Genomic DNA, 24,786 nt, shown 5'->3' with positions numbered 1-24,786 from the left:
GGAATCCGCCCCGTTCACCGATGTCCGGGGCGCCACCTTCCCCTCGGGCAACGAGTCCGGGCACGCCTCCGTCGTCCCGACACCATCTGGGGACAGCCGGCCCTTGCCCTGCGCGGGCCGGAAGCACAGCATGCGCGGCCACAGTGTCCGCGAACGCCCCGAGTCCGAACCCCCACCACACGTACACCCAGCGCCGTGCCGCCGCGGAGGCGGAGCTGGCCGCACTGGACCGCGTCAGCGCCCGCTACGCGAACCTGCGCACCCTGGCCTTCCTCGTCGCGGCCGTCGTCTCGGGACTCATCGTCACCGGGCGACTGCCCAAGACGTGGTGGTGGGGCACGGTGGCCGCCGTCGTCGTCTACGGACTCCTCGCGGTCCTCCACCATCAAATCTTCCGCCGCGAGGCGCGTCAGCGGCTGTACGTCACGCTCAACGAGCGGGGCCTCGCGCGCCTGGGCCACGGCTGGCACGAGTTCACCGAGCGCGGCGAGCGCTTCGCCTCCCCCGCCCACCTCTACACGCCGGACCTGGATGTCTTCGGGCAGGGCAGCCTCTTCCAGCTCCTGAACGAGACGGCCACGCGCGCGGGCGAAGAGCGCCTCGCCGCCTGGCTGTCGGCCCCCGCCCCCGTCGACGTGGTGCAGGCGCGGCAGGGCGCGGCGCGGGAGCTGGCACCACTCGTGGACTTCCGACAGGACCTCTGCGTGGAGGCTCGCACGGTGGCGAAGGAGAAGGCCGACCCGAGCCTCTTCATCCAGTGGTCCGAGGCCGGGCCCTCGCTGGACTCCATCCGCTGGTCCCGCCCGCTCGCCATCCTCCTGCCGCCGGTGACGCTGACGCTCTTCATCCTGGGCGAAGTGGGCGTGCTGCCCGGCGCCTCTGTGTGGGCGGGACTCGCCGCGCAGCTCGCGGTGGCCATGGCCACCCGTCGCACGCTGCGGAAGATGGACGAGGGCGTCGAGAAGGGCGAGCAGGGCTTCGTCCGCTACGCCCCCATCTTCGAGCGCATCGAAGGTCAGCGCTTCGAGCATCCCCTCCTGCGCCAGCTCCAGTCCGGACTCCAGCAGCAGGGAGAGCCACCCGTCTCCAAGCACTTCCAGCGCTTCAGCCGGCTGTTCTCGCTCATCGAGTTCAAGCGGCACCAGTTCCACCCCCTCGTGCACTGGCTCACGCTCTGGGACATCCACGCGCTGTTCGCCCTGGAGGGCTGGCGCGCGAAGCACGGCACGCGGGTGCGGCACTGGTTCGAGGCGCTCGCGGAGCTGGAGGCGCTCTCCTGCGTGGCGGGGCTCGCGCATGACCGGCCCGCCTTCGCCTGGCCCACGCTGGAGGCCACGGGGCCGCTCGTCGAGGCGAAGGTCATGGGCCATCCGCTGCTGGACGCCCCCGTGCCCAATGACGTGTCCCTGCCGGGTCCCCGGCAAGCCCTGCTCATCACCGGCTCCAACATGAGCGGCAAGACGACGCTGATGCGGGCCCTGGGCACCAACGCGGTGTTGGCACTCGCCGGTGCACCGGTGTCCGCCGCGTCGTTCCGACTGTCACCGCTGCATGTGCTCACCAGCATGCGCGTGAAGGACTCGCTGGAGCGCGGCGTGTCGTACTTCTACGCGGAGGTGCAGCGCATCAAGGCCGTGCTGGACGCGGCGCGCGCGGCGAACGGGCAGGCACTGTTCCTGCTCGACGAAATCCTCCTGGGCACGAATACGCGAGAGCGGCAGCTCGCCTCGCGCGAGGTGCTCCGTCTGCTGCTGTCCACCGGAGCCTCCGGCGCGGTGACGACGCATGACTTGTCGCTGACGTCGCTGGCGGAAGAGACGCGTGACGCGCACGTCCGCAACGTCCACTTCAGGGACCACCTGGAGGCAGGGGAGATGGTGTTCGACTACAAGCTGCGCGAGGGCGTGGTGGACACCACCAACGCGCTGCGAGTCCTGCGCCTCGCCGGTGTCCCCGTGGACGACCCCGAGGCCCCGGTCTCCTGACGTCGGGCCTGGAGGGCCGGCGCGGCGTCGCCCCCCGCAACGACACGGGCCCCGGGAAGCACATCCCCGGGGCCCGCGAACTTTCAGTCGGTGAAGCGGGCGGCTGACTACTTCGCCAGCTCGATGAGCGCCGCGGCGCCCATGCCGCCACCGATGCACATGGTGACGACGCCGTAGCGGCCATTGCGGCGCTTCAGCTCGCGCAGAATCGTCGCGACCAGACGCGCACCGGACACGCCCAGCGGGTGGCCCAGGGCGATGGCGCCGCCGTTCGGGTTCACCTTGTCCATGGGGATGCCCAGCTCACGGATGCAGTACAGCGCCTGCGGAGCGAAGGCCTCGTTCAGCTCGAAGACGTCGATGTCCTTCACCTCGAGCTTGTTCTTCGCCAGCAGCTTGCGGACCGCCGGGACCGGGCCGATGCCCATGACTTCCGGCGCCACACCCGCGACGGCGAAGTCCACGAAGTAGCCCAGCGGCTTGACGCCCAGCTCCTTCGCCTTCTCCTCGCTCATCACCACCGCCGCCGCCGCGCCGTCCGTCAGCGGCGACGCGTTGCCGGCCGTCACCACGCCCTTGGCGTTGAACGCCGGGCGCAGCTTGCCCAGGCCCTCGGCCGTCGTCTCCGGACGCAGGATGGTGTCCACGGACACCGTCACCGTCTGCGCCTTGCCATCCTCGTCGTAGACGGTGGTGGTGACGGGGACGATCTCCTCGCTGAACTTGCCCGTCTCCCGCGCGGAAGCAGCGCGGCGCTGGCTCTCCGCGGCGAACTTGTCGGAGTCCTCACGCGACACGTTGTGACGGGAGGCGATGTTCTCCGCCGTCACACCCATGGACGAGTAGATCTCCGGATGGTTCGCCATGATGTCCGGGTTGGCGCTGACCTTGTTGCCGCCCATGGGCACCATCGTCATCGACTCGGTACCACCGCCGATGCCGACCTGGATGTGCCCCGCCTGGATGGCCGCGGCAATCTGGGCAATCGCCTGCGTCCCGGAGGAACAGAAGCGGTTGATGGTCATCGCCGGTACTTCCACCGGCAGCCCCGCCAGGAGCGTGGCCTGACGGGCCACGTTCATCCCCTGCTCGGCCTCCGGCATGGCACAGCCCAGGACGACGTCTTCCACGTCCGACGGCTTGAGGCCGGGGACCTGGGCAACGGCTTCCTTGATGGCGATGGCGGCCAACGTATCCGGCCGGGTGTCCTTGAACTCTCCCTTGTGCGCGCGGGTGAACGGCGTGCGGACCGCGCTGGCAATCACGACTCGACCAGGCATCTTGATGTCTCCTTGCCCGGGGAGTACCCGGGCATGCAGCGAAATTTATGTCGTAGCCAATGGATACCGGCCGGCCGTCAATTCCGCAGCGGCTTGCCCTTCTCGATCATGTGAGTCAGACGGTCCTGGGTCTTCTCCTCGCCGCACAGGCTCAGGAAGGCCTCGGCCTCCAGCTCCAGCAGCTTCTCCTCGGTGACGAGCGCCGAGGTGCTGGTGTCGCCGCCGGTGAGCACGCGCGCGAGCTTCTGACCAATCTTGCGGTCGTGCGCGCTGACCTGCCCGTTCATCTCCATGTCGTACAGCATCATGTCGATGGTGGCGTAGCCGCTGGGGCCGCCCAGGCGGAAGCGCGTGGGACGCGGCGCGCGGAAGCCCGCGTCCGCCATGCCCAGCACCCGAGCCTTCGCGTCCGACAGCAGGAAGTCCCGGTTGGCGCTGATGCCGTCCGTCAGGGACAGGAAGCCCAGCTCCCGCGCCTCCTCGGCGCTGGTGGCGACCTTCGCCGTGCCGATGGCCAGGAACACCTTCTTGAGGAAGGGCAGCGGATCGAAGTCCTTGTCCGTGGAGTACGCGCCGTAGACGTTGCGCAGCAGCTGCATGTTGCCGCCGCCGCCGGGGATGAGGCCCACGCCGACCTCGACGAGGCCCATGTACAGCTCCGCGCTCGCCTGCACCGCGTTGCCGCCCATCGTCACCTCGGAGCCGCCGCCCAGGGTGAGGTTGAAGGGCGCCGTCACCACCGGCACCGGGCTGTAGCGCATGCGCTGGTTCACCGCCTGGAAGCCGGTGACGAGCTTGCGGATGGACTCGTACTCGCCGCTCTTCGCCGCCCACACCAGCGCGACGATGTTGGCGCCTGCGGAGAAGTTGGAGCCGTCATTGCCGATGACCAGGCCCTTGAAGTTCTTCTCCGTCTCGTCCAGCGCGGTGTTCATCATCTCGATGATCTGGTCATCGATGGAGTTCATCTTCGTGTGGAACTCCAGCAGCGTGGCGCCGTCGCCCAGGTCCCACAGGGTGGCGGAGTCGTTGCCGGCCACCTTCTTGTTGCCGCGCTTGAGGTACTCCACGCGCTGCGTGCGGACGTTCTCCGGCACCACCTTCACGGACTTCGTGGGGATGTCCCAGTACGTGTCCTTGCCGCCCTCCACGCCGTAGAAGGACTCGCGGCCCGTGGCCACCATGTCCTCCACCCACTTCGCCGGCTTGAGGCCCAGCTCCTTCATCCGCGCCAGGCCCTTCTTCACACCGTACGCGTCCCAGACCTCGAAGGGACCCAAATCCCACCCGAAGCCCCAGCGCACGCCGCGGTCCACGTTGACCACGTCGTCGGCGATCTCCGGGATACGGCGGCTGGTGTACGCCAGCACGTCCAGCGTCACCTGCTCGGCGAACTTCGCGGCCTTGTCCGTGCCGTTCATCACGACGGCGACGCGCTCCTTGACGTTCTCCACCTCGCGGGCGGCGCCCAGCGACTCGAAGCGCACCTTGCCCTGCGCGCGGTACTCCAGCGTCTTCAGGTCGAGCGCGAGGATTTCCTTCCCGCCGCTGCTCTTGTCCTTCTTGTAGAAGCCGCCGCCGCTCTTGTCGCCGAGCATGCCCTTCTCCACCATCTTCTGGAGGAAGCCGGGGATGGCGAAGACCTCTCGCTCCTCGTCCTGCGTCAGCGTGTCGTAACAGTTCTTCGACACGTGGACGAAGGTGTCCAGACCGACGATGTCCGCGGTGCGGAACACGGCCGACTTGGGGCGGCCCATGGCCGGGCCAAAGATCTTGTCCACCTCTTCGATGGACAGCTCCGCGGGGCCCATGGCGGCGATGGTCCGCATCATCCCGTACACGCCGATGCGGTTCGCGATGAAGTTGGTGGTGTCCTTGCCGTAGACGATGCCCTTGCCGAGCACCTCTTCGCCAAAGCGGTGGAGGGTCTTCATCACCGCCGGGTCCGTCTCCGTGCCGGCGACCAGCTCCAGCAGCTTCATGTAGCGGACGGGGTTGAAGAAGTGCGTGACGAGGAAGTTCTTCTTGAACGCCGCGCCACGGCCCTGCGTCATCCCGACAATCGACATGCCGGAGGTGTTGGAGGAGATGATGGCGTCCTTGCGGGCGTGCTTCTCCACCTTCTCGAAGAGGGCCTGCTTGACGCTCAGGTCCTCCTTCACCACTTCGATGACCCAATCGCAGTCGGCGATCTTCGCCATGTCGTCGTCGAAGTTGCCCACCTCGATGGCGGTGAACACCTGCTCGGACATGATGGGGCTGGGCTTCTGCTTGCGCATGTTGGCCAGCGCCCCGAGGGCGAACTTGTTGCGGAAGGCCTTGGTCGAAGTGTCTTCGCCCGGTGCGGCCTTCGGCGGAACGATGTCCAGGAGGAGCGCGCGCACGCCCGAGTTGGCCAGATGGGCGGCGATGCCGCTGCCCATCACTCCGGCGCCCAGCACAGCTACCTTGCGGATCCGCGTCGTCATTGGAAGAGGCTCCCTTGAGGGAAGAAGGGACTGCACAAATGTAGGCGATTGACCCGAAAGTCAATCTGTTCGGAAGGTGGGAGCACTCGCCATGGGTCGTCCCAAGGACTACAAACCGGACCTCCATGGCTCGCCCCGACCCGCACTCCTACAACGACAGCACGCAGCCTGAGACGGAAACCCTGGACTGGAAGGCGCGCGTCGACTTCCGGACCCGCCGCCTGCACGCGGAGGCAACCCTGACGCTGAAGGAGGCGTCCGCCGGCCCGCTGGACCTGGACACGAGGGACTTGGAGATTCTCAGAGTCGTAGACGGCAATGGTCGCCCCTTGCCCTACATGCTCGCCCCACCGGAGCCGATTCTGGGCAGCCGGCTGAGGGTGGAGCTGCCCTCGGGGGTGCGACAGCTCACGGTGCACTACCGCACCTCGCCCACGGCGAGCGCGCTGCAGTGGCTGACGCCCTCGCAGACGGCGGGCGGGCAGCACCCGTTCCTGTACAGCCAATGCCAGGCCATCCACGCGCGCAGCGTGGTGCCGCTGCAGGACACGCCGCGCATCCGCATCCGCTACCGCGCGTCGCTGCGAGTGCCCAAGGCGCTCAAGGCCGTCATGGCGGCCAGCTTCGTGCGCCGCGAGGAGCACGGCGTGGAGGCGGAGGAGCACTACGAGATGCCGCAGCCGGTGCCTCCGTACCTCCTGGCCTTCGCGGTGGGCAGCCTGGCGCCCAAGGAGCTGGGCCCCCGCTCGCGCGTGTGGGCGGAGCCGGAGCTGCTGGAGGACGCGGCCGAGGAGTTCTCCGGCGTGGACGACATGCTGCGCGCCGCCGAGTCCCTCTTCGGGCCGTATGATTGGGAGCGGTTCGATTTGCTCACCATGCCTCCGTCCTTCCCGTACGGCGGCATGGAGAACCCGAGGCTGACGTTCCTCACGCCCACGCTGATTGCCGGGGACAAGAGCCTCGTCAACGTGGTGGCGCATGAGCTGGCGCACTCGTGGACGGGAAATCTCGTGACGAATGCGTCCGCGGAGCACTTCTGGCTCAACGAGGGCTTCACCGTCTTCGCCGAGCGCCGCATCCTGGAGGCACTGGCCGGGCCGGAGGTCGCCGCGCTGAACGCGGCCCTGGGGCGGCGGGCGCTGGACGAGGCGCTGCACCACTTCCGCGAGCACCCGCACCTGACGGCGCTGCGCACGCACCTGACGGGCGTGGACCCGGACGAGGCCTTCTCCCAGATTCCGTACGAGAAGGGCTACCTGTTCCTCCGGGCCATGGAGGACGCCGTGGGGCGCGAGGCCTTCGACGGGTTCCTGCGCCGCTACCTGGCCACGTACCGCTTCCGCGCCCTCACCACCGAGGAGTTCATCGCCTTCACCGAGCGGGAGCTGCCCGGGGTGCTGGCGAAGGTCGACGCGGAGGCATACCTGCAACGCCCCGGCGTGCCCGCGAGCGCGCCTTCACCGCGCTCCAGCCGGCTGGAGGCCTTGCAGCGCGCCCGAGGCACGGTGCCGTCAGTGGAGGCGACCAAGGACTGGACGCCCGCGGAGTGGCAGCTCTTCCTGGAGTGGATGCCCGCGGACGCGCCCAGGGACTTGTTCCGTCAGCTCGACGAGCGCTTCGCCTTCACGCGCAGCCGCAACTCGGAGGTGCTGGTGGCGTGGCTGGTGGCGGCGCTGCGCGCGGGCTGGGAGCCGGCGGTGGGTCGCACCGAGGCGTTCCTGGGCGAGGTGGGGCGCATGAAGTACCTCAAGCCCCTGTACGGCGTGCTCGCCGCGTCCCGGGAGCACCGCGCCCTGGCGCGCTCGCTCTTCAAGCAGTACGGGGAGCGCTACCACCCCATCGCCCGACAGGGCGTGGAGCTCATCCTGTCCCGCGCCTGAGAAGCGGCGCGGGGACCTGGGGGCGCGGGGACTACTTCGCCGACTGCGCCACGAGGCGCTTCTCGGCGAGGTCCAGGTACTTCTCGTCCATGTCGATGCCCACGTAGCGGCGGCCCAGCTTGAGGGCCGCCACGCCCGTGGTGCCGCTGCCGTTGAAGGGGTCCAGAATCAGCGCGTCCTCGGGGGTGCTCGCCTCGATGATGCGCTCCAGCAGGGCCACGGGCTTCTGCGTGGGGTGGCTGCCGAAGGCCTTCTCCTCGCCGCCGCGCGGGACGGTGAGCGTCCACAGGCGGCCCTCGCCGTCGGCCGTGACTTCCGCGTCGCCAGAGGGAGGAAGAGCCCAGGCGTCACGCATCTGCTTGCCGCCGTTGTCCGCCTTCATCTTCGAGTAGTTGAAGACGTGCTGGAGCTTGCCGCCCGACTTCGGCGAGGCCCAGATGAGCAGCTCCGTCGAGTGGGTGAAGTAGCGGCACGCCAGGTTGGGGCTGGCGTTGGGCTTGAACCAGGTGACGGTGTTGAGCAGCTTGTAGCCGAGCTTCTGCATGGCGAAGCCGGCGTTGAAGATGACGTGCTGCGTGCCGCTCACCCAGAGGGTGCCGGTGGGCTTGAGCAGCCGCTGGCAGGCCGCGAGCCACGCGGTGGTGAAGGCGTGGTCCTCTTCCACCCCGCGTGACACATCCCAGCCGCCCTTCGCCACCGACACGCGCTTGCCACCCTTGCAGGTGGTGCCGCCGTTGGAGAGGAAGTACGGCGGGTCCGCGAAAATCATGTCGAACGTCTGGGGCTCGAACTGCTGCAGGAGCTCCAGGCTGTCCCCTCGCAGGAGCGTCCAGGCGTCGCCCTTCGCGTGCACGCTCTCGTTGAGGGAGCGCCGGACAACCTTCAGGTTTGGGGCAGCAGCTTCCGCGAACATCACGCCTCCGTCGGACTCTTCGTCTGGGACGCGACGGAATGTGCCTCAACAGGCTGCTACAGCAATTTTCTGACCTGTAGCACCCTGAAACTTGACGAGGTGCTCAAGCCGTAGAAACACCGCGAGCAGGGCGGGAGCGCCTCTCGCGTGAGGCCCTCCGACACCCTGCTCGTGGTGCTGCTTCAGTGGCTACGAAGCGCGACGGCCCGACTCAGGCCTTGGCCTTCTTGGCCTTGGCGACGGGGACCGCGATGTTGCCCTCGACAGGAGCAGCGTCGGCGCCCTTCGTGGGGTTCGCGGCGTACTTCTTCTTGAAGCGGTCGATGCGGCCGGCCGTGTCGATGAGCTTGTACTTGCCCGTGAAGAAGGGGTGGCAGTTCGAGCAGATTTCCACCGAGAACGAGCCGCGGGTGGAGTGGGTCTCGACGATGTTGCCGCAGGCACAGGTGATGCGGGACGGCGGATAGACAGGGTGCAGTTCCGGCTTCATGACGCTCTCCAAGGTGCCTTGCCCCCAACCGCCAACGGCTGGGAGGTCCGACACTGTAATGGCCGGCGCTTATAACGGCGCGCCGACCGGGGCACAAGATCCGCCCGGGCTAGTGGGATGCCGAGCCGGGAGGCTCGATGCGTTCCACCGCTTTCTGAACGGCCGGGTCCGCCGGCACGTCGCTCCCAAGCTGGATGTACGACAATAGATGCGTCCGGGCCGCAGGCGTTGCGCCCCCCGCCGCCGTCTTCTCCAGGGCAACGCGCCGGGCGTCCAGGCTGGCGACCGCTGCCTCGAGCGAGCGCTTCTGCGTCTCATCGGTGGATTTGGCGAGCCGCTCCCGGGCCTTGGCCAGGTTGGTCTCCACGATTCGCAGCCCGTCGCGGGTGCGCGCCACCTCGGAGTTGTCCACGAACCGGCCGGGGCCGTTGATGGACAGCTCCAGCTTCGCCAGCTGGCGCCCCCGGTCTCCCGGCGGGACGATGGTGGTCATCGCCATGCGCTGGGGGATGCCGGAGCCCCGGCCTTCGTGGGACGGCATCACGAAGTCCACACCCTCCACCTCGTTGGCCAGCTTGAGCACCTCGTCGTAGGGCACGGCGGCGAGCAGCACGACCAGGTCCACTTGCTCCTGCTTGCGCAGCCGCCTGGCCTCGGCGGCCACGGCGGGAGCCACCGGCAGGCCCTGCCGCATCACCCCGGCCGCCTTGCCCTGGGCCAACGGCTCCATGGGCTCGGGCTGGGTCGTCGCCGGGGAGGCGCCCACCACGCCGACCTTGAGCCCGCCGACGTCCACCACCGTGGAGGCGGGGAACAGCAGCTTGCCCTTCGCGTCCACGAGGTTCGCCGACAGCAGCTTCAGCTTCGACTTGCGCGTCTGCTTGCGCAGGAAGTCCACGCCCAGGTTGAGGTCTCGCGTGCCCACGGCCATGGCGGTGGTGCCCTGCGCGTCCATCTGCGCGAGCAACAGCTCCGCGCGTGCGCGCGCATCCGGAGCGCCACCGCTGTCCCGGCTCCTGAAGAGCGCGTTGCCCGCGTCCAACACGAGGACCGGTACGCCCTTGGCGCGCTCCTGCTCTATCGCGATTTTTCTTCTGGCCAGACCGCCAGACGGGTTGTGTCGTCAACCACAGGGGGCGATTTCGCCCCCGTTGTCTCCGGTGAAGAGCAGCACCAACTGCTTGGGCGCCGCGCCCGCGACCAGGGGCAGGAGCAGGAGCGCCAGCGCGGCGAGCCGCAGCGGACGGAAGCTCACTTCTTGCCGCCCTTCTTGGCGGGGGCCTTCGCCTTGTCCAGCTCGGCGATGCGCTCCTTGGCCGTCTTCGCGGCGGAGGCCTTGGGGTAGCTCTTCACGAGCTCCTCGAGCGCCATCCGCGACTCGTCCTTCATCTTGAGCTGGGCGAAGCACTCGGAGGAGCGCAGGTAGGCGTCCGGCGCGGAGGGCGTCTTCGGGTGGTCCTGCACCACCTTGCCGTACTCGAAGAGGGCCTCGCGGCACTTGGACTCGGTGAAGTACGTCTCACCCAGGCCGTAGTGGGCCTCGCCCACCAGCGGATCCTTGGCCCACTTCTTCATCAGCTCGGTGAAGAGCTGACGGGCCACGAGCACCTCGCCGGCCTTCGCCCGCTCCTGGGCGAGCGCGAGGAAGTCCTTGGGGTTGGTGGGACGCTGGAGCTCCTCGGCCTTCTTCTTGGCCTCGGCCTCCTTCACGGCGGCCGTGCCCTGCATCGCGAGCAGCTTCTGGTCCTGGGCACCGAGCGCGGTCTCCAGCTCGGTGATTTTGTGGAGGTAGGTCTCCACCTGGCCGCGCAGCTGGGACAGGTCCTCCATCGTCTTCTGGAGCTGGATGCCGATGTCCGCGTCCTTGCGGCGCGCGGCGCTGTCCAGGCCATCCAGGGCCTTGGTGACCTCGGCGACCTTCTCGTCGATTTTCGGCAGGGTGGCGGCGAGCTGGTCGCGCGCCTCCTTCAACTCCGTCTGCATCTGCGCGGAGTCGGCACCGAGCCGGTCGACCTTCGCCTCGAGGGCGCGGCCACGGTCAGCGGGATAGAAGCAACCAGGGAGCGCCACCAGCAGCGCGAACAGGACGAGCCTTCGCATGGGGCGGGCATCTTACGGCCAAATCGACAGGCCGTCCGGACTTCTCGCAGGTCCCCTGTCCCAGGCCCGCCCGCCTGCTCCTTCAGCGGCTGCTGCTCGAGGGGGACAGGCGTCCAGCGGCGTGTGCGCAGGCGACACGGAGCCGGCCGGGGTTGAGGAAGAAGGGGACCGGGCGGGCCCTCCCCTCCTCCAGGGACACCAGGGCCCGGCGGTACTCGGCGGCGGCTTCGAGGGGACGACGGCACTGCTCCAGCAACAGCCCGAGGAGGTAGCGCGCGGCCGCATGGTCCGGGTCGAGAGAGAGGCAGCGGCGGAGGTCACGCTCCGCCACCGCGTCGGAGGCTCCCGAGGCGGCGCCGTCGAGGACGCAGGCGAAGAGCAGGTCCGCTTCGGCGGAGGACGGTGAGGGCAGCGCCGAGCCCCGATCCGTGTCGATGGGACCTGGCGGCGCGCGGCCCGTTCCCGACGCGGACGCCCGGCCTGCATCGAGGGGACTCGACTGCTCGCGGGCCGCTCCGAGGGGCGTCGGCGGCTCCCTGTTCGCTCCTGGCATGGACGCCCGGCCCGCGCTGATGGGTGTCGGAGGCTCGCGGTTCACGCCAACCGACAACGTCCGGTCCACTCCGATGGGCGCCAATGGCTCACGGTTCGCTCCCAGCGCCGCGGACCGCCTCGCGCCGATAGGAATCGGTGGCTCGCGGCTCGCTCCCGCGCTGGACTCCCGCGAGGTGGACCTCGCCTCGGTGGACCGGACTGGAGCACTCGACGCGATGCCTGTTCCGACGATGCTCGCTGGACCTTCCTTGCCGAGGCGCGGCGTCCCCTGCCCTGCCTCGGACACGTCGACACGGACGTGAAAGAAGGCCGCCTCCGTGCGCGCCACCCGGAGTGTCGGTGGCACCTGGAGCAGCGGTTCCGAGGCGGACAGCACCAGCGTGCCTCCGGCCACCAGGCTGTCGGCCAGCGTCGCCACCGTCCGGTGGAAGGACTCCACCGTGAAGTAGATGAGGACGTTGCGGCAGAAGATGACGTCGAAGTGCCCCTCTCCCACGGACCGGGGATAGGGCACGTCCATCAGGTTGTGGACCTGGAAGCGCGCGCGCTCACGCAGCGCCGACACCAGCGTCAGCCGCGAACCCCTGGGCACGAAGTAGCGCTCACGCGGCCCCACGGGCACCCGGCGCAGTTGATCCGTCGTGAAGGAGAGCGCCGACGCCCGCCGCAGCGCCGCCTCGGAGATGTCCGTGCCCAGCACCGTGCTGCCAGGGCTCGCGCCCGACTCGGCCAGGAGGATGAGCAGCGTGGCCACCTCCTCGCCCGTGGAGCAGCCCGCGCTCCAGATTCGGAGCGGCCGTCCCCCCGCCCGCGCCACCAGCGGCGACAACACCCGCTCCCGGAAGTCGGTGAGCTGCACCTCGTCGCGGAAGAGGTCCGTCTTGTTCACCACCACCGCGGAGATGAGGCCCTCCAGCTCCGCCGCGCCCGACGGCGACTTGAGGAAGGCCAGGTACTGGTGCGGTGTCAGCCCACGACACCGCTCCGCCAGCCGATCATCCAGGCGGCGAATCTGGGGCCCGCTCAAGGCCATGCCCGTGCGCGCCGTGAGGAAGGCGCGCACGGAAGCCCATGGCGCACCCGGAGCGCGCACCGGCGGCTCAGCGCCCCACTGCGAGCGACTCACCCCGGGCCAGTCGCGCCAGCGTGGCGGCGACCTCGTCTCCGTGGATGAGGTGGTCCACCGCCTTGCGCTCCACCGCCGTGCCGGGCATGCCGAACACCACGCAGGACTCCTCGTTCTGCGCGAGCGTCAGCCCACCCGCCTGACGGATGGCCAGCAACCCCTCCGCGCCGTCCGCGCCCATGCCCGTCAGCACCAGCCCCACCGCCCGGCGGCCGTACGTCCTGGCCGCGCTCTCCAGCAACGTCGTCCCGGACGGCATATGCCCGTCCCGCTCCACTCCCGCCTTGAGCGCCACCCGCCCCCGGAAGGGAATCACGGTGTGCATCCCCGGCGGAGCGATGAGCACGTGCCCCGGCATCAGCGGCTCGCCGTCCTGCGCCAGCCGCACCTTCAGCCGGCTCGTGTTTCCCAGCCACCCCGCCAGCGACTCCGCGAAGGCCGCGTTGATGTGCTGGACGATGACGATGGGCGCCGGGAAGTCGGGCGGCAGCTCGGAGAGCATCCGGTTCAGCACCTGCGGCCCGCCCGTGCTGGCGGCCACCACCACCACGCCCATGGACACCGCGGGCAGCACCGACGTCGTCACCCGGGGAGGGGTGATGGTGCCCTTCTGGGAGCGGCGCAGGTGGCGGATGACGCGCACCGAGGAGAGCAGCCTGATCTCCCGCACCAGGTTCCACGCCTCGGGACCGGCGTCGATGGAGGGCTTGATTTGAAGCGCGAGCGCGCCCAGCTCCAGCGCGCGATACGTCAGCTCCGGGGCCTGCGAGCGCGGGTCCGCCGTCAGCACCAGGATGGGCGTGGGGCACTCGGCCATGATGTGCTCGGTGGCCGTCAGCCCGTCCATGACGGGCATGTCCACGTCCATGGTGATGACGTGGGGACGCAGCTCCTTGGTCATCTCCACGGCCTGCTTGCCGTCCGCGCAGGAACCCACGACCTCGATGTCGGGGTCCTTGCTCAGCGCCTCGCAGATGAGCTGTCGGCAGATGAGTGAGTCATCGACCACCAGCACCGACACTTTCTTGCCCATGCCCTGTCCATACCCCGTACGCGAGGTCGCGAGTATAGCCAATGCTCCGCCGTGTCCTCAGCAGGTTGAGCGGGGGGCCCTTCAGGACAGGAGACGGCCCACCACATCCACCAGGTCCTGGCGCACCAGATCTCCCTTGGTGATGTAGCCGTTCGCCCCGGCCGCCAACCCACGCCGCCGGTCCTCCTCGCCACCACGGGTGGTGAGGATGACGACGGGCATCCGGGCCTGGGTGGGATGCCCCTTCAGGCGCCGGGTCAGCTCCAGGCCGTCCATCCCGGGCATCTCCAGGTCCGTCACGACCAGGTCCACCGGCGCACCCTCCAGGGCGTCCAGCGCGTCGGCCCCGTCGGCGGCCATGACGGTGTCGTACCCCACGGCTTCCAGGAGGTTGGAGATGAGCTCCCGGGTCAGCGGCGAGTCGTCCACGACGAGGATGCGGCGGCGGCGAGACTCGGCTCCGGGGGAGGCCGAGCGGGGGAGCCTCAGCGGGGACGTCCCGTGGGCGCTGGCGGTGAGCCAGGCGGCGGAGAGGACCATCGCCAGCCGGCCGTCGGCCAGGGAGGTGGCCCCGGCGAGGTGGCCGAAGCGGGCCATCACCCCTCGCAGGGGGAGGATGGCCTGGACCCGCTCCTCCAGGACCCTGTCCACCACGACGGCGGCGGCGCCGCTCTGGCTGCGCACCACCAGGACGAGCTCTCCCTCGCGAACCTCCCGCTCCTGAGCCAGGCCCAGGAGCGCTCCCAGCGACGCCAGCGGCAGCACCCGCCCTTCCACGAGCAGCGAGGGACGGCCGGCCACCTCGCACAGGTGCAAGGGCTCCACCTTGAGCGCCCGCGAGACGTGGGTGGCGCTCAAGGCGAGCGTCTCCTGGCCCACCTGGACGAAGAGCAACGGCGCCACGGTGAGGGAGACGGGGACGCGCAGCTCGAAGATGGTGCCCCAGCCGGGCGCGGACTCCACCCCAACGTCGCCGCCCAGGCCCTGGATGGAGGCGCGCACGGCGTCGAGCCCCACGCCCCGCCCCGACAAGTCGGTGGCGACCTCGCGCGAGGTGAAGCCGGACAGGAAGATGAGCTCTCGGGCCGCGGCGTCAGAGAGGGCGTTGGCCGCGTTCTCGTCCAGGGTGCCTCGGCGCACGGCGACCCGGCGCAGCTCGGCGGGGTCCAGGCCCAGGCCGTCGTCCTCGACGCGGAGGATGATGCGACTGCCCTCTCGTGCGGCGCGCAGCGTGAGGCAGCCCCGAGGGTGCTTGCCCGACGTCACCCGGTCCACCCGTGTCTCCAGGCCGTGGTCCAGGGCGTTGCGCACCAGGTGCATCAGCGGTTCGCGCAGCGCCTCCACCACGGCCCGGTCCGCGCGGGTGTCCTCTCCGTCGACGACCAGCTCCACTTCCTTGCCGAGGGAGCGCGACAAATCGCGGACCATTCGCGGGTAGGGCTCGAAGAGGACGGACAAGGGCAGCATCCGCAGGCCCTGCACCTCCTCCACCACGAGGCCGAGGTCTCGGAGCTCCTCGTTGGACAGGAGCTTGGACTCGCGATGAAGGTCGGCGGCCAGCTCCTTGGCTGTTCCCAAGCGGGCCACCAGGGCCGCCGCGGCGGGCCCCAGGTCCTCCGCCTCGCGGGCCAGTTGACCGAGCTCCCGGGCCAGGGCCAGCCGCCGCGCGTTGGCGCGCTCTCGCCGCCGAGCCACCTGGGCCAGGTTGGTCACCGCGCTCGTCAACAGGTCCAGGCTGGCCACGTCGATGCGCACCGCGTCCATGCGCAGCTCGGCCTGACGGGGCGCCGCTGTGGCTCCTGCTTGCCGCACCCCACCCGGCCCTTGAGCGCGAGGCGCCGTGCTGGCTGAAGTCGCCGGAGAGGTCCCCGCGCTGGAAGCACCAGTACCGGCCCGAGGGGTGCTCGCGGCCGGAGTCCCTTCCGGGCGAGGCGCGGAGGGCCAATTGCGGGCCCGCGACGAAGCGGGCGTGCCGCCTGTCGCCAGAGGACTCCCCACCGGGCTCCGAGGAGGACTCTCCACGGGAGTGCCGCTGCTGACCCGCCACATCCCCGTGCCCGAGCCGCGGCGAGGCGCCCCCTCGGAGGAAGCACTGTCTCCGACGCGTCCCATCCCGGAGCCCGGCTCACTCCGGGCCGGCTCCTCGAAAGGAGCGCCGCCACCCCTCGACGTCGCGGTGCTCGCGGTGGCCAACTCGGATGCCACGGCGGCGGCTCGAGCGAGCGCGGCCAGCGACTCGCCCACGTCGGCCTTGCGGGGCACCGCTGATTCCTGCCCCACGGCCCCCGGCGTGCCTGCCCCGGTCGGCGGCCCCCCCGCCTCCGCCCGAGTACACGACTGGAGCCAGACCACGAGCCGCCCCACCTCGGGCGAAACCTCCGTCGACGGCTGGGCTCCCGACAGCAGCAGCACCACGTCGGCGGCGCTGAGCAGGGCGTCCGTGGAGTCCGCCGACAGCGCATACCGCCGAGGCTCCGTGCAGCGGACCAGCTCCTCCATCTCGTGCACGAGCACGTTGATGTCGTCGAAGCCCATCATCCGGGCCTCGCCCTTGAGCCCGTGCAGCTCGCGCAGCGCACCCCTTCCGGCCTCCGCGCTCGCCCCCGCCTCCAGCTCCATGAGCGCCCGGTTGATGCGCTCCAAGCGCACCGTCACCAGGTCCCGGAACTGCCTGAGGAGGCGCTCGCTCGGGTTCACCCGCCCTCCTCCCGCAGCGTCTCCTGGCCAATCTGGAACCGCTCCACCACTTCCCGCAAGTCACGCGCCAGCACGAGCAGATCCGTGTTCGCCGTGCTCACCTGCTTGGTGGCGTTGAGGCTCTGCTGGGTGATTCGGAGGATGTCCGCCATCGTCTCCGCGAGCTGGTCCGTGCCCGTCTGCTGCTGCTGCGTGGCCAGGGAGATGCTGCGCACCGCGTCCGAAGTCTTGCCCGCCAGCTTCGTAATCTGCCGCAGCGACTCCGACACCTGCTGTGCCAGCGTCGTCCCCGTCTCCACCGCGCGCACGCCGCCCTCCGTGGCGGACACCGCCGCGGCCGAGGCCTCGCGGACCTCCTCGATGAGCCCCTCGATTTCCTTGGTCGACTCCAGCACGTTCTCCGCCAGGCGCCGCATCTCCGCGGCCACCAGCGAGAAGCCCCGGCCCACCTCCGCCGCCTTCGTCCCCTCCAGCTCCGCGTTCAGCGCCAGCAGGTCCGACTTGTCGGCCACGCCGTTGATGAACTCGACAATCTTTCCAATCTGCTGGACGCGCTTGTTGAGCCGCACCACCGCCGAGGCAATGGCGGCGTTGTCCTGCTTCATGCGCTCCATGGAGCCCAGGAACGACTCCGCGCTGCGCTGCCCCTGCTGCGCCGCCCCCAGCGTGCGCTGGGCAATCTGCGCCACCGAGCCCGCGTTCTCGGCGATCTGCCGCGCCGACCGCGCCAGCTCCTCCGTCGTCGCGCTCGTCTGGTCCAGCGAGCTGGCCTGCTCCGAGGCCCCCATCTCGTAGCGCCCGGAGGTGGTGAGAATCTCCTCCGTGGTGGCCGAAATCTGCGCCCCGGCGCGCTGCAGCTGCGACATCACATCCGCCAGGTGCGCGCGCATCGTGGTGAAGGCGGCGGACACATCCCAGATTTCATCCTCCGCCGGCACCACGCGCGGACTGGCCAGGTCGCCCTCGGCGATGCGCCGCGCCTCGCTCGACAGCTCCCGCAGCGGACGCCCCAGCAACGTGCCTCCCAGGTACGCCGTGGTGAGCGCCAGCCCGAAGACGAGCAACACCAGCGGCCCTCCCGACGCCAGCGCCTCCAGGCGCAGCGCCGAGGCCAGCTCCGCGCTCGGGGTGCCGTACTCCACCAGCTGGGCCAGGGCCCGCTCTCCCAGCGCCGACGAGAGCTGCACCGACAACACCGCGGGCGTCACCACGGAGATGAAGGCGAAGGCCACCAGCCGCGCGCGAATCTCCGCCCGCCGGGGCATGGCCGCGATGAGCTGCGAGTGCGTCATGCCCAGCTCGGCCAGCCACAGCACCACCTTGCGCGAGCGCAAGATGACCAGGCAGTGCACGAGCAGCGCCGTGAGCGGGCCGAACAACAGCCCCAGCCCGGCGATGCGACGGGACATGTCGATGTCCGCGCCGCCAAACCCCCACAGCGAGGCCCCCAGCGCCACGGTGGTGAGCAGCCACAGCCCCAGCGAGCCCAGGAAGGACTCATCCGGCGCGCGCGTCGCCTCCATCACCGCCGCCTTCAGGGACTCCGGCGTCGGAGAGATATCGCCCCGCTCCAGTCCGCGCAGCGTGCGCAGCCGCCCGAGCGCCGCCGCCGCGCCCACCACCATCGCCACGCCGCACAGCAGCGCTCCCAGCCGGAGCAGCAGCGACAGTCGCCCGTCCACGGCCAGCGCGTCGGAGAGCGTGAGCCGGGCGTAGTGCAGCCCCAGCGCCGCGCCCATCAGGTTGGCCAGGGGAACCGGAAGCATCAGGTGCCGGCTGAACGAGGCCCGCCGAGGGCCACCGCGCTCGCTCATGCGTCCTCCCTGGCCACGACGTGGAAGCGCTCCACCACGCGCTTGAGGTCCCTCGACAGGGTGGACAGGTCCGCGTTGGCCACCGCCATCTGCTTGGTGGCCGCCGAGTTCTGCTCGGTGACGCGCAGGATGTCCCCCATGGCGGCGGCGAGCTGGTCCGTGCCCGTCTGCTGCTGCTGCGTGGCCAGCGAGATGCTGCGCACCGCGTGCGACGTCTGCCGCGCCAGCTCCAGGATGAGGCTCAGGCTCTCGTCCACCTCGGCCGCCAGCACCGTGCCCGCGTCCATCGCCTTCAACCCCGCCTCCGTGGCCATCACCGCCGCGTGCGTGGCGTCGCGAATCTCCGCGATGAGCTGCTCAATCGCCTTCGTGGACCGGATGACGTTCTCCGCCAGCCGCCGCATCTCCGCGGCCACCAGCGAGAAGCCCCGCCCCACCTCGCCCGCCTTGGTGCCCTCCAGCTCCGCGTTGAGCGCCAGCAGGTCCGACTTGTCGGCGATCTCGTTGATGAACTCCACCACCTTGCCAATCTGCTGCACGCGCTTGTTCAACCGCACCACCGCGTCCGCGATGGCCTGGTTGTCCTGCTTCATGCGCTGCATGGCGCCCAGGAAGGCCGCGGCGCCCCGCTGGCCCGTCTGCGCGGCGGCGAACGTCGACTCGGCGATGGTGGACACCGACTCCGCGTTGCCCGCGATTTGCTGCGCCGAGCGCGCCAGCTCCTCCGTCGTCGCGCTCGTCACGTTGAGCGAGCTGGCCTGCTCGTCCGCGCCCGACTCCTGCTCCCCGGACGTGGCCACCAGCTGCTCCGTCGTGGTGGAGATCTGCAGACCCGCGCGCCGCAGCTGGGTGAGCGCCTGGCCGAGCTGCGCCTGCATCTGCGCGAACGCGGCGGACGTGGCCCACACCTCGTCCTCGGCGGCGATGACGCGCGGAGGGCGCAGGTCGCCCTGGGCGATTCGGGTGGCATCCTCGGTGATGGCGCGCAGCGGCGCCGCGATGACGGTGCCGCCCAGGTGCGCCGTCAGCAGCACGAGGATGGCGACGAGCCCCGCCACCGCCAGTCCCCGCCCGTCATCCGCCCGCCGCAGCGCCTCGTCCTGCTCCAACGGCGAGCGGGCCAGCACCACGTCATCCATGGCGCGAAGGGTGCGGGAGACGGTGGCGTCGAGGATGAACAGCGATGGCGTGAGCACCGCGATGGCGGTGAAGAGCACCATGCGACGGCGGATGTGCAGCCGCTGGGGAGGCGCCGTGGCCACCACCTCCATCGGAGACAGGCCTCGGGCCGCGATGAGTTCCACCGCTTCGCGGCAGCGACGCACCACCAGCAGGTAGATGAGCAGCGCCGTCAGCGAGCCCAGCGACGCGCTGACCAGGAGGATGCGCGGCCCCAGCGACAGCGGCGCGTCCGCCCAGGGGATGAAGATGAAGGCCACCACCAGCGCGCCCACCAGCCAGCTCTGGAGCGCGAAGGAGAAGCACCGCTCGGGAAAGCCTCGGGCCTCCAGCAGCGCCGCCTTGAGGTTCTCCGCCGAGGCCGTCAGCCGCCCGGCCCCCACCGCATGCAGCACCCGCAGCGAGCGCCTCGCATGCAGTTGGATGAGCCACAGCGACAGCGCCGTGACGACGACGACGAGGACCAGGAAGCGCATCCACGACTCGACGGGGAGCGCCTCCGTCAGCAGGCCATGCAACAGCGCCAGGGAGATGCCCACCGTGCTGGCCGGCGCCACCGGACGCGCCAGCCACCGGGCCAGGCCCCGCACATCCTGGGGCGCCGTCATGCCGCCCCCCGGGACAGGCCCCGTAGGAAGCGCTCGAAGTCCGCCAGGCCCAGCAGCGGCCAGAGCACCCCGCGCGCCAGCACGAAGCCCCGCAGACTGCCGCCCGAGGCGTGCACCGTCACACAGGGAGCGGGCAGCACCGGATGCGACTCCGCGTCGATTTCGAGCGTGTCCACCCCCACCGCGCCTCCCGAGGCCGCCACCAGCACCCGCATGGCGCCCGCGGGTGCCTGGAACGCCAGCCGGGCGGAGGCCGCATCCGCCTCCTCACCGGGAGAAGAGATGGCGAGCACCTCGTGCGCGGCGAAGGCGAGCCGATGCGGGCCCGCATGGCAGAACAGCATGCCCCGGACGGGACTGGCTGGGGCCATGGTCAAGCCCCCTGGCTGAGATGGTCGAAGAGCCCTTCGGGGTCGATGACGGCCACATCCCGGGGACCGCTCTTGGCGGGGCCCCGCAGGTGGACCTGGACGCCGGCGGAACCCAGGGGCTCCAGCGCGCCCGTCACCGGGGACACACCGGCCACCGTGGACGCCGTGAGGCCCAGGGTGCCACGCGACAGCCGCACCAGCACGGCCCGCCGCGAGGATTGGCTGGCCCCCGCCACCAGCAGGCCCATGTCCACCACCGGGATGACCTCTCCTCGGTGGGCGAACACGCCCAGCAGGTGGGCAGGGGAGCCCGGTACCCGCGTCAGCTCGGGGAAGGTAACCACCTCCGCCGCGCACTCCGCGGGTACCGCGTACCAACTGCTACCGCAGGCGAAAACAAGATAGGACTGCCGCGCTTCCGGCTCGTGGACGGCCATGTGGCGCACAGCCTACCCCAGCCTCAACTAGCGCTGGAACTCGACGCGGCGGTTCTCGGACCAGGCGTCCTCGGACGAGGCGTTGCTCGCCGGCCGGGTCTCACCGTAACCCACCGTCGTCACCGAGTTGGACTTCACGCCCAGGTCCGTCAGGTAGCGCTTGACGGACTGCGCGCGGCGGTTGGACAGCTGGAGGTTGTACTCCTCCGTGCCGCGCTCGTCGGCGTGGCCCGCGAGGGTCAGCTTGCCCTGCTGGCCGGTCTTCAGGCACGTGGCCAGGTCGGACAGGCGCTGCTGGGCCGCGGAGTCCAGGGAGGACTCGTTGAAGCCGAAGCGCACCGGGCTCCAGTCGCACTTGTCGGCGGAGGCCGTCACGCAGCGGCCGGAGCTGCACTCCTGACCCTCACCGCAGTCGGAGTTGGACGCGCAGGTGTCCGAGGGGACCTGGCAGCGGCCCGCCTGGCACTTGCCGCCGGAGGGGCAGGAGGAGTCGTCCTTGCACTGGGCCTCGGCGCACTTGCCGGCCTCGCAGATGCGGCCATCACCGCACTGGTTGTCCACCGTGCACTCAGGGGGCTTGGGCGCGCACTTGTTGTTCTGGCACGTGAAGCCTTCCTTGCAGTTCGCCTCGGTGGCGCACTCCTGGCACTGGCCCTGGACGCAGACCTCGCCCTTCTCGGAGCAGGTCGAGTCGTCGTTACAGTTGGGGTAGCTGGGGGGGCAGCCGGTCAGCACGGCCATGGCGAGGCCGAGACCCGCCCAAAGAGAGATCCGACGCATCATTCCTCCCGAAAATCTTGAAAACGAAAGAAGCACCCGCAGGGGGCGGGTATTCGGGTCGCGTGTAGTCGTAGTCGCCAGGGTGAGTCAAAGCTTTTGTCCCTTTCGAGACACCCCTCCGCGCCCCGAAACCCTTGAATGTCCAAATATTTTCCGTGAGATTGTCACCGTTGCCCGTGAAGTGGCCGCGTGACGTGGCCCTCGGCCGGGAGCGCCCCACATGCCCGCATCCGTCCTCATCGTCGATGACGAGAAGAACATTCTGCTGACACTGAGCCAGTCGTTGCAGCTGGCGGGGTATCAGACACACCTGGCCGCCAGCGGACAGGTGGCGCTCGATGTGGTGAGCGCGCGTCCGGTGGACGCGGTGTTGATGGACGTGAAGATGCCGGACATGGATGGGCTGACGGCGCTGGCCCGGCTCACGGAGCTCAAGCCGGAGCTGCCCGTCATCATGATGTCGGGGCACGGCACCATCGACACTGCGGTGAAGGCGACCCAGCTGGGCGCGCGGGACTTCCTGGAGAAGCCCATCGCCCGGGAGCGGATGCTGGTGGCGCTGCGCAACGTGCTCAAGCACCAGGCGGCGATAGAGGAGTTGAGGGAGCTGCGCGAGCAGCTCGGGCGCTACGACATGGTGGGCAGCGGCCCGGCCATGCAGCGCATCTTCTCGCTCATCCAGCGCACGGCGCCCTCGGAAGGACGGGTGCTGATTACAGGTGAGAACGGCACGGGCAAGGAGCTCATCGCCCGGGCGCTGCACCAGCACTCGCGGCGCAAGGCCAACCCGTTCGTGAAGCTCAACTGCGCGGCGGTGCCGCACGATTTGATTGAAAGCGAACTGTTCGGCCACGAGAAGGGCGCCTTCACCGGCGCGGTGAGCGTGCGGCGGGGCAAGTTCGAGCTGGCCCACGAGGGCACGTTGTTCCTCGACGAGATTGGGGACATGCCTCCGGCGATGCAGTCCAAGCTCCTGCGCGTGTTGCAGGAAGGCGAGCTGGAGCGGGTGGGCGGCGCGGAGACCCTCAAGGTGGACGTGCGGGTCATCGCGGCCACGAACAAGAATCTGGAGAAGGAGATCTCCGCGGGGCGCTTCCGCGAGGATTTGTATTACCGCATCAACGTCGTCCAGATTCACTCGCCGCCCCTGCGTGAGCGGCGCGAGGACCTGCCGGACCTCATCGGCACCTTCCTTCGCGAGGCGTGCGCGAAGAACGGGCGCCGTCCGCTGACGCTGTCTCCGGACGCGGTGTCGGTGATGAGCGCGTATGACTATCCCGGCAACGTGCGCGAGCTGCGCAACCTGGTCGAGCGACTGGCCATTCTCTGCGAGGGCCCCATCGTCACCCGGACGGACGCGCTGGAGCTGCTGCCCCGAGGGCGCGGGGGTGTTCCCCCGCCGACGGAGGCGCCTGTCTCGCTGATGCCTCCTCCGCCCACCGTGGACTCCGCGGTGGTCGTGGCGGCCAGCACGCCGGCTCCGGCCCTGGTGGCGCCCCTTCCCCCCGTGTCAGCGCCAGCTCAAGCGGGCTTCCAGCCCCGGGCCGACAAGACCTTTCGCGAGCAGGTAGAGGACGCCGAGCGGGAGATCATTCTTTATGTGCTGGCCCACACCCACGACAACGTGACGGAGGCGGCGCGACTGCTGGACCTGGAGCGTGGACATTTTTACAAGAAGATGAAGGCATTGGGCTTGCGGCGCGGCCAATCCGAGACGTAGCCGCCCGCCTGATATGGGATTGATTCACCTCAGGCCCCTCGCGCCGTGATGGCGCCGGGGGCCAGCGCCGCCGAGGTCCCCACGAGCCGGGCGATGAACTCCCGCCGGCTGCGGACTCCGGCCTTGGTGAAGATGGACTTCAAGTGGTCCTGCACGGTCGCCGGGGTGATGAACAGGGTCCGCGCGATGGTGCTGGTGTTGTGCCCCCGGGCGACGAGGAGGGCGACATCCTGCTCCCGGGCCGTGAGCCCCAGGCTCATGAGCGCCATGGGCAGCACCTCCGCCGGAGTGGCGGGCGTCACCACGATGGCCACCTGACCGTCCGGGCGACCTTCGAGCAACGACGCATGCAACGTGAGCCACTGCCCCGTGCTCGTGCGCACCCGGGAGCGCGACGGCACATCCTTGCGTCCCGCTGCGCCCAGGCCCCGCGCATGCTCGGCGAGTGTAATCATTCCCGAGGGAACACCTGTCGATGAAGGTGACGACTCGGCGAGCGCGGCCAGGACGGCCTCGGCGCGCAGGTCCGCGGACATCAACTGACCTCGCGGCCCCAACACCGCGATGCCCGGGAGCGGCTGCCCTTCCCCCTGGGGCACGGTGCCTCGATAGGAGCGCCACAACATCTGGCCGATGTGCGAGGAGAACCGGTCCATCATCCCGACCTCGCGCTCCGTATAGGGGCCCCGGTCCTTGGCGCGCATGAACGTCGCCGCGCCCCAGCACCCCGACGGCAAGTCGAAGTTGACGCGCAGCTCGTCGCCAAAGCCAAACGGCGCCATCAGCTCCCGGTAGCGCGCGCTCTCATCGAGCTTCCCCTTCGCCGCGTGACTCAGCGAGTCCACCCGCTTCCCCAACGCCCGCAGCCCGGCGAACGTCAGCGGCTCCGGCGCCCACAACTCCAGATAGGCCGCGCGCGCAAAGCCTCTCGGGTCCAGGTTCTCCATCACCGTGGACGTCACCATCCCAGACGCGGGGTCCGTCCCATGCCAACAACTCGCATCGACCCCCAATGGCTCCTTCAGCAACACATTGAGCTGGGTGAACAGCTTGTCCAACGGCAGCTCGGCCTCCGCCAGACTGCGCAGCACCCCCAGCAACTCACGCTCCATCCGAGAACGGGTCACCATGCCGGGAGTCTACCCATTCTGGCTGGCCTTCAATCCTGAGAATCCCATTTTCCTGGGATGGACCTGCCCGGCTCCCGCCCACCACCCTGTCCGCGTTCGGCACCGCCCAGGACCGTGGGGAGGAAGCTTGGAGACTCGAACCTGGAAGCACCGCGCCATGGCTTGCATGTCTGGACTCCTGATGAGCGCATGCAACGGCGCCCACTTCGAGGAGGGAGCC

Annotated in this window: 19 protein-coding genes; 3 read left to right on the top strand and 16 right to left on the bottom strand. The window is 69.8% G+C overall.

What is annotated here, in order from left to right; translation table 11 throughout:
* Positions 1-143: 143 nt before the first annotated feature.
* Positions 144-1,985, top strand: a complete 1,842-nt coding sequence (locus tag ACN469_RS32235; RefSeq protein ID WP_498774177.1) for a MutS-related protein — start codon at positions 144-146, stop codon at positions 1,983-1,985.
* A 107-nt stretch (positions 1,986-2,092) separates the two neighbouring features.
* Here ACN469_RS32235 and ACN469_RS32230 read toward each other — a convergent pair whose 3' ends face one another.
* Entirely contained in the window at positions 2,093-3,265 is a 1,173-nt protein-coding gene (locus tag ACN469_RS32230; RefSeq protein WP_498774175.1) for a thiolase family protein, read from the bottom strand.
* Between the two features lie 77 nt (positions 3,266-3,342).
* Positions 3,343-5,733, bottom strand: a complete 2,391-nt coding sequence (locus ACN469_RS32225; protein ID WP_498774173.1) for a 3-hydroxyacyl-CoA dehydrogenase/enoyl-CoA hydratase family protein — start codon at positions 5,731-5,733, stop codon at positions 3,343-3,345.
* Positions 5,734-5,858: 125 nt separating this feature from the next.
* Between ACN469_RS32225 and ACN469_RS32220 the strand changes: the two genes are divergently transcribed.
* Entirely contained in the window at positions 5,859-7,613 is a 1,755-nt protein-coding gene (locus tag ACN469_RS32220; RefSeq protein ID WP_498774171.1) for a M1 family metallopeptidase, read from the top strand.
* A gap of 31 nt (positions 7,614-7,644) precedes the next feature.
* Here the strand turns inward: ACN469_RS32220 and ACN469_RS32215 are convergent, their stop codons facing one another.
* The 13 genes from ACN469_RS32215 to ACN469_RS32155 form a co-directional block, all read right to left on the bottom strand.
* On the bottom strand, positions 7,645-8,526 hold the full coding sequence (locus ACN469_RS32215; protein WP_253999451.1) for a DNA-methyltransferase: 882 nt from the start codon (positions 8,524-8,526) through the stop codon (positions 7,645-7,647).
* 211 nt (positions 8,527-8,737) lie between these two features.
* On the bottom strand, positions 8,738-9,016 hold the full coding sequence (gene rpmE, locus ACN469_RS32210; protein ID WP_174453441.1) for a 50S ribosomal protein L31: 279 nt from the start codon (positions 9,014-9,016) through the stop codon (positions 8,738-8,740).
* 109 nt (positions 9,017-9,125) lie between these two features.
* A complete protein-coding gene (locus tag ACN469_RS32205; RefSeq protein ID WP_498774168.1) occupies positions 9,126-10,061 on the bottom strand; it encodes a metallophosphoesterase family protein in 936 nt (311 codons plus the stop codon).
* 78 nt (positions 10,062-10,139) lie between these two features.
* Positions 10,140-10,271 (bottom strand): hypothetical protein, encoded by a 132-nt coding sequence (locus tag ACN469_RS32200; RefSeq protein ID WP_255203447.1) that lies wholly within the window; start codon positions 10,269-10,271, stop codon positions 10,140-10,142.
* On the bottom strand, positions 10,268-11,116 hold the full coding sequence (locus ACN469_RS32195; RefSeq protein WP_498774166.1) for a tetratricopeptide repeat protein: 849 nt from the start codon (positions 11,114-11,116) through the stop codon (positions 10,268-10,270). The genes ACN469_RS32200 and ACN469_RS32195 overlap by 4 nt, the downstream gene beginning before the upstream one ends.
* Before the next feature lie 82 nt (positions 11,117-11,198).
* Complete coding sequence (locus ACN469_RS32190) at positions 11,199-12,704, bottom strand: CheR family methyltransferase (RefSeq protein ID WP_498774229.1); 1,506 nt, start codon at positions 12,702-12,704, stop codon at positions 11,199-11,201.
* Between the two features lie 67 nt (positions 12,705-12,771).
* Complete coding sequence (gene cheB, locus ACN469_RS32185; RefSeq protein ID WP_498774164.1) at positions 12,772-13,830, bottom strand: chemotaxis-specific protein-glutamate methyltransferase CheB; 1,059 nt, start codon at positions 13,828-13,830, stop codon at positions 12,772-12,774.
* Between the two features lie 81 nt (positions 13,831-13,911).
* On the bottom strand, positions 13,912-16,527 hold the full coding sequence (locus ACN469_RS32180; RefSeq protein WP_498774162.1) for a hybrid sensor histidine kinase/response regulator: 2,616 nt from the start codon (positions 16,525-16,527) through the stop codon (positions 13,912-13,914).
* On the bottom strand, positions 16,524-18,341 hold the full coding sequence (locus tag ACN469_RS32175; RefSeq protein WP_498774160.1) for a methyl-accepting chemotaxis protein: 1,818 nt from the start codon (positions 18,339-18,341) through the stop codon (positions 16,524-16,526). Before ACN469_RS32175 ends, ACN469_RS32180 begins: the two co-directional genes overlap by 4 nt.
* Positions 18,338-20,128 (bottom strand): methyl-accepting chemotaxis protein, encoded by a 1,791-nt coding sequence (locus tag ACN469_RS32170; RefSeq protein ID WP_498774158.1) that lies wholly within the window; start codon positions 20,126-20,128, stop codon positions 18,338-18,340. The genes ACN469_RS32175 and ACN469_RS32170 overlap by 4 nt, the downstream gene beginning before the upstream one ends.
* On the bottom strand, positions 20,125-20,499 hold the full coding sequence (locus tag ACN469_RS32165) for a protein CrdC (protein WP_498774156.1): 375 nt from the start codon (positions 20,497-20,499) through the stop codon (positions 20,125-20,127). Before ACN469_RS32165 ends, ACN469_RS32170 begins: the two co-directional genes overlap by 4 nt.
* 2 nt (positions 20,500-20,501) lie before the next feature.
* Complete coding sequence (locus ACN469_RS32160) at positions 20,502-20,936, bottom strand: chemotaxis protein CheW (RefSeq protein WP_498774154.1); 435 nt, start codon at positions 20,934-20,936, stop codon at positions 20,502-20,504.
* A 27-nt stretch (positions 20,937-20,963) separates the two neighbouring features.
* A complete protein-coding gene (locus tag ACN469_RS32155; protein WP_498774227.1) occupies positions 20,964-21,716 on the bottom strand; it encodes an OmpA family protein in 753 nt (250 codons plus the stop codon).
* A gap of 220 nt (positions 21,717-21,936) precedes the next feature.
* Here ACN469_RS32155 and ACN469_RS32150 point away from each other — a divergent pair, with 220 nt between their 5' ends.
* On the top strand, positions 21,937-23,436 hold the full coding sequence (locus ACN469_RS32150; RefSeq protein ID WP_498774152.1) for a sigma-54-dependent transcriptional regulator: 1,500 nt from the start codon (positions 21,937-21,939) through the stop codon (positions 23,434-23,436).
* A gap of 29 nt (positions 23,437-23,465) precedes the next feature.
* On the opposite strand, the gene ACN469_RS32145 is transcribed toward ACN469_RS32150, so the two are convergent.
* Positions 23,466-24,566, bottom strand: a complete 1,101-nt coding sequence (locus ACN469_RS32145) for a helix-turn-helix transcriptional regulator (protein WP_498774150.1) — start codon at positions 24,564-24,566, stop codon at positions 23,466-23,468.
* Positions 24,567-24,786: the final 220 nt, after the last annotated feature.

It is taken from the genome of Corallococcus terminator, assembly GCF_049194865.1.
GTDB classification, from domain to species: domain Bacteria; phylum Myxococcota; class Myxococcia; order Myxococcales; family Myxococcaceae; genus Myxococcus; species Myxococcus terminator_A.
This window is presented reverse-complemented; position numbering and strand designations above follow the sequence as displayed.

What these genes read in the sequence shown, in the direction of transcription:
- ACN469_RS32195 (WP_498774166.1), bottom strand. Translation starts at nt 11,116, where the DNA reads ATGCGAAGGCTCGTCCTGTTCGCGCTGCTGGTGGCGCTCCCTGGTTGC.
- ACN469_RS32155 (WP_498774227.1), bottom strand. Translation starts at nt 21,716, where the DNA reads ATGCGTCGGATCTCTCTTTGGGCGGGTCTCGGCCTCGCCATGGCCGTG.
- ACN469_RS32165 (WP_498774156.1), bottom strand. Translation starts at nt 20,499, where the DNA reads ATGGCCCCAGCCAGTCCCGTCCGGGGCATGCTGTTCTGCCATGCGGGC.
- ACN469_RS32190 (WP_498774229.1), bottom strand. Translation starts at nt 12,704, where the DNA reads ATGGCCTTGAGCGGGCCCCAGATTCGCCGCCTGGATGATCGGCTGGCG.
- ACN469_RS32220 (WP_498774171.1), top strand. Translation starts at nt 5,859, where the DNA reads ATGGCTCGCCCCGACCCGCACTCCTACAACGACAGCACGCAGCCTGAG.
- ACN469_RS32150 (WP_498774152.1), top strand. Translation starts at nt 21,937, where the DNA reads ATGCCCGCATCCGTCCTCATCGTCGATGACGAGAAGAACATTCTGCTG.
- ACN469_RS32230 (WP_498774175.1), bottom strand. Translation starts at nt 3,265, where the DNA reads ATGCCTGGTCGAGTCGTGATTGCCAGCGCGGTCCGCACGCCGTTCACC.
- rpmE (WP_174453441.1), bottom strand. Translation starts at nt 9,016, where the DNA reads ATGAAGCCGGAACTGCACCCTGTCTATCCGCCGTCCCGCATCACCTGT.
- ACN469_RS32160 (WP_498774154.1), bottom strand. Translation starts at nt 20,936, where the DNA reads ATGGCCGTCCACGAGCCGGAAGCGCGGCAGTCCTATCTTGTTTTCGCC.
- ACN469_RS32225 (WP_498774173.1), bottom strand. Translation starts at nt 5,733, where the DNA reads ATGACGACGCGGATCCGCAAGGTAGCTGTGCTGGGCGCCGGAGTGATG.
- ACN469_RS32175 (WP_498774160.1), bottom strand. Translation starts at nt 18,341, where the DNA reads ATGAGCGAGCGCGGTGGCCCTCGGCGGGCCTCGTTCAGCCGGCACCTG.
- cheB (WP_498774164.1), bottom strand. Translation starts at nt 13,830, where the DNA reads ATGGGCAAGAAAGTGTCGGTGCTGGTGGTCGATGACTCACTCATCTGC.
- ACN469_RS32145 (WP_498774150.1), bottom strand. Translation starts at nt 24,566, where the DNA reads ATGGTGACCCGTTCTCGGATGGAGCGTGAGTTGCTGGGGGTGCTGCGC.
- ACN469_RS32215 (WP_253999451.1), bottom strand. Translation starts at nt 8,526, where the DNA reads ATGTTCGCGGAAGCTGCTGCCCCAAACCTGAAGGTTGTCCGGCGCTCC.
- ACN469_RS32170 (WP_498774158.1), bottom strand. Translation starts at nt 20,128, where the DNA reads ATGACGGCGCCCCAGGATGTGCGGGGCCTGGCCCGGTGGCTGGCGCGT.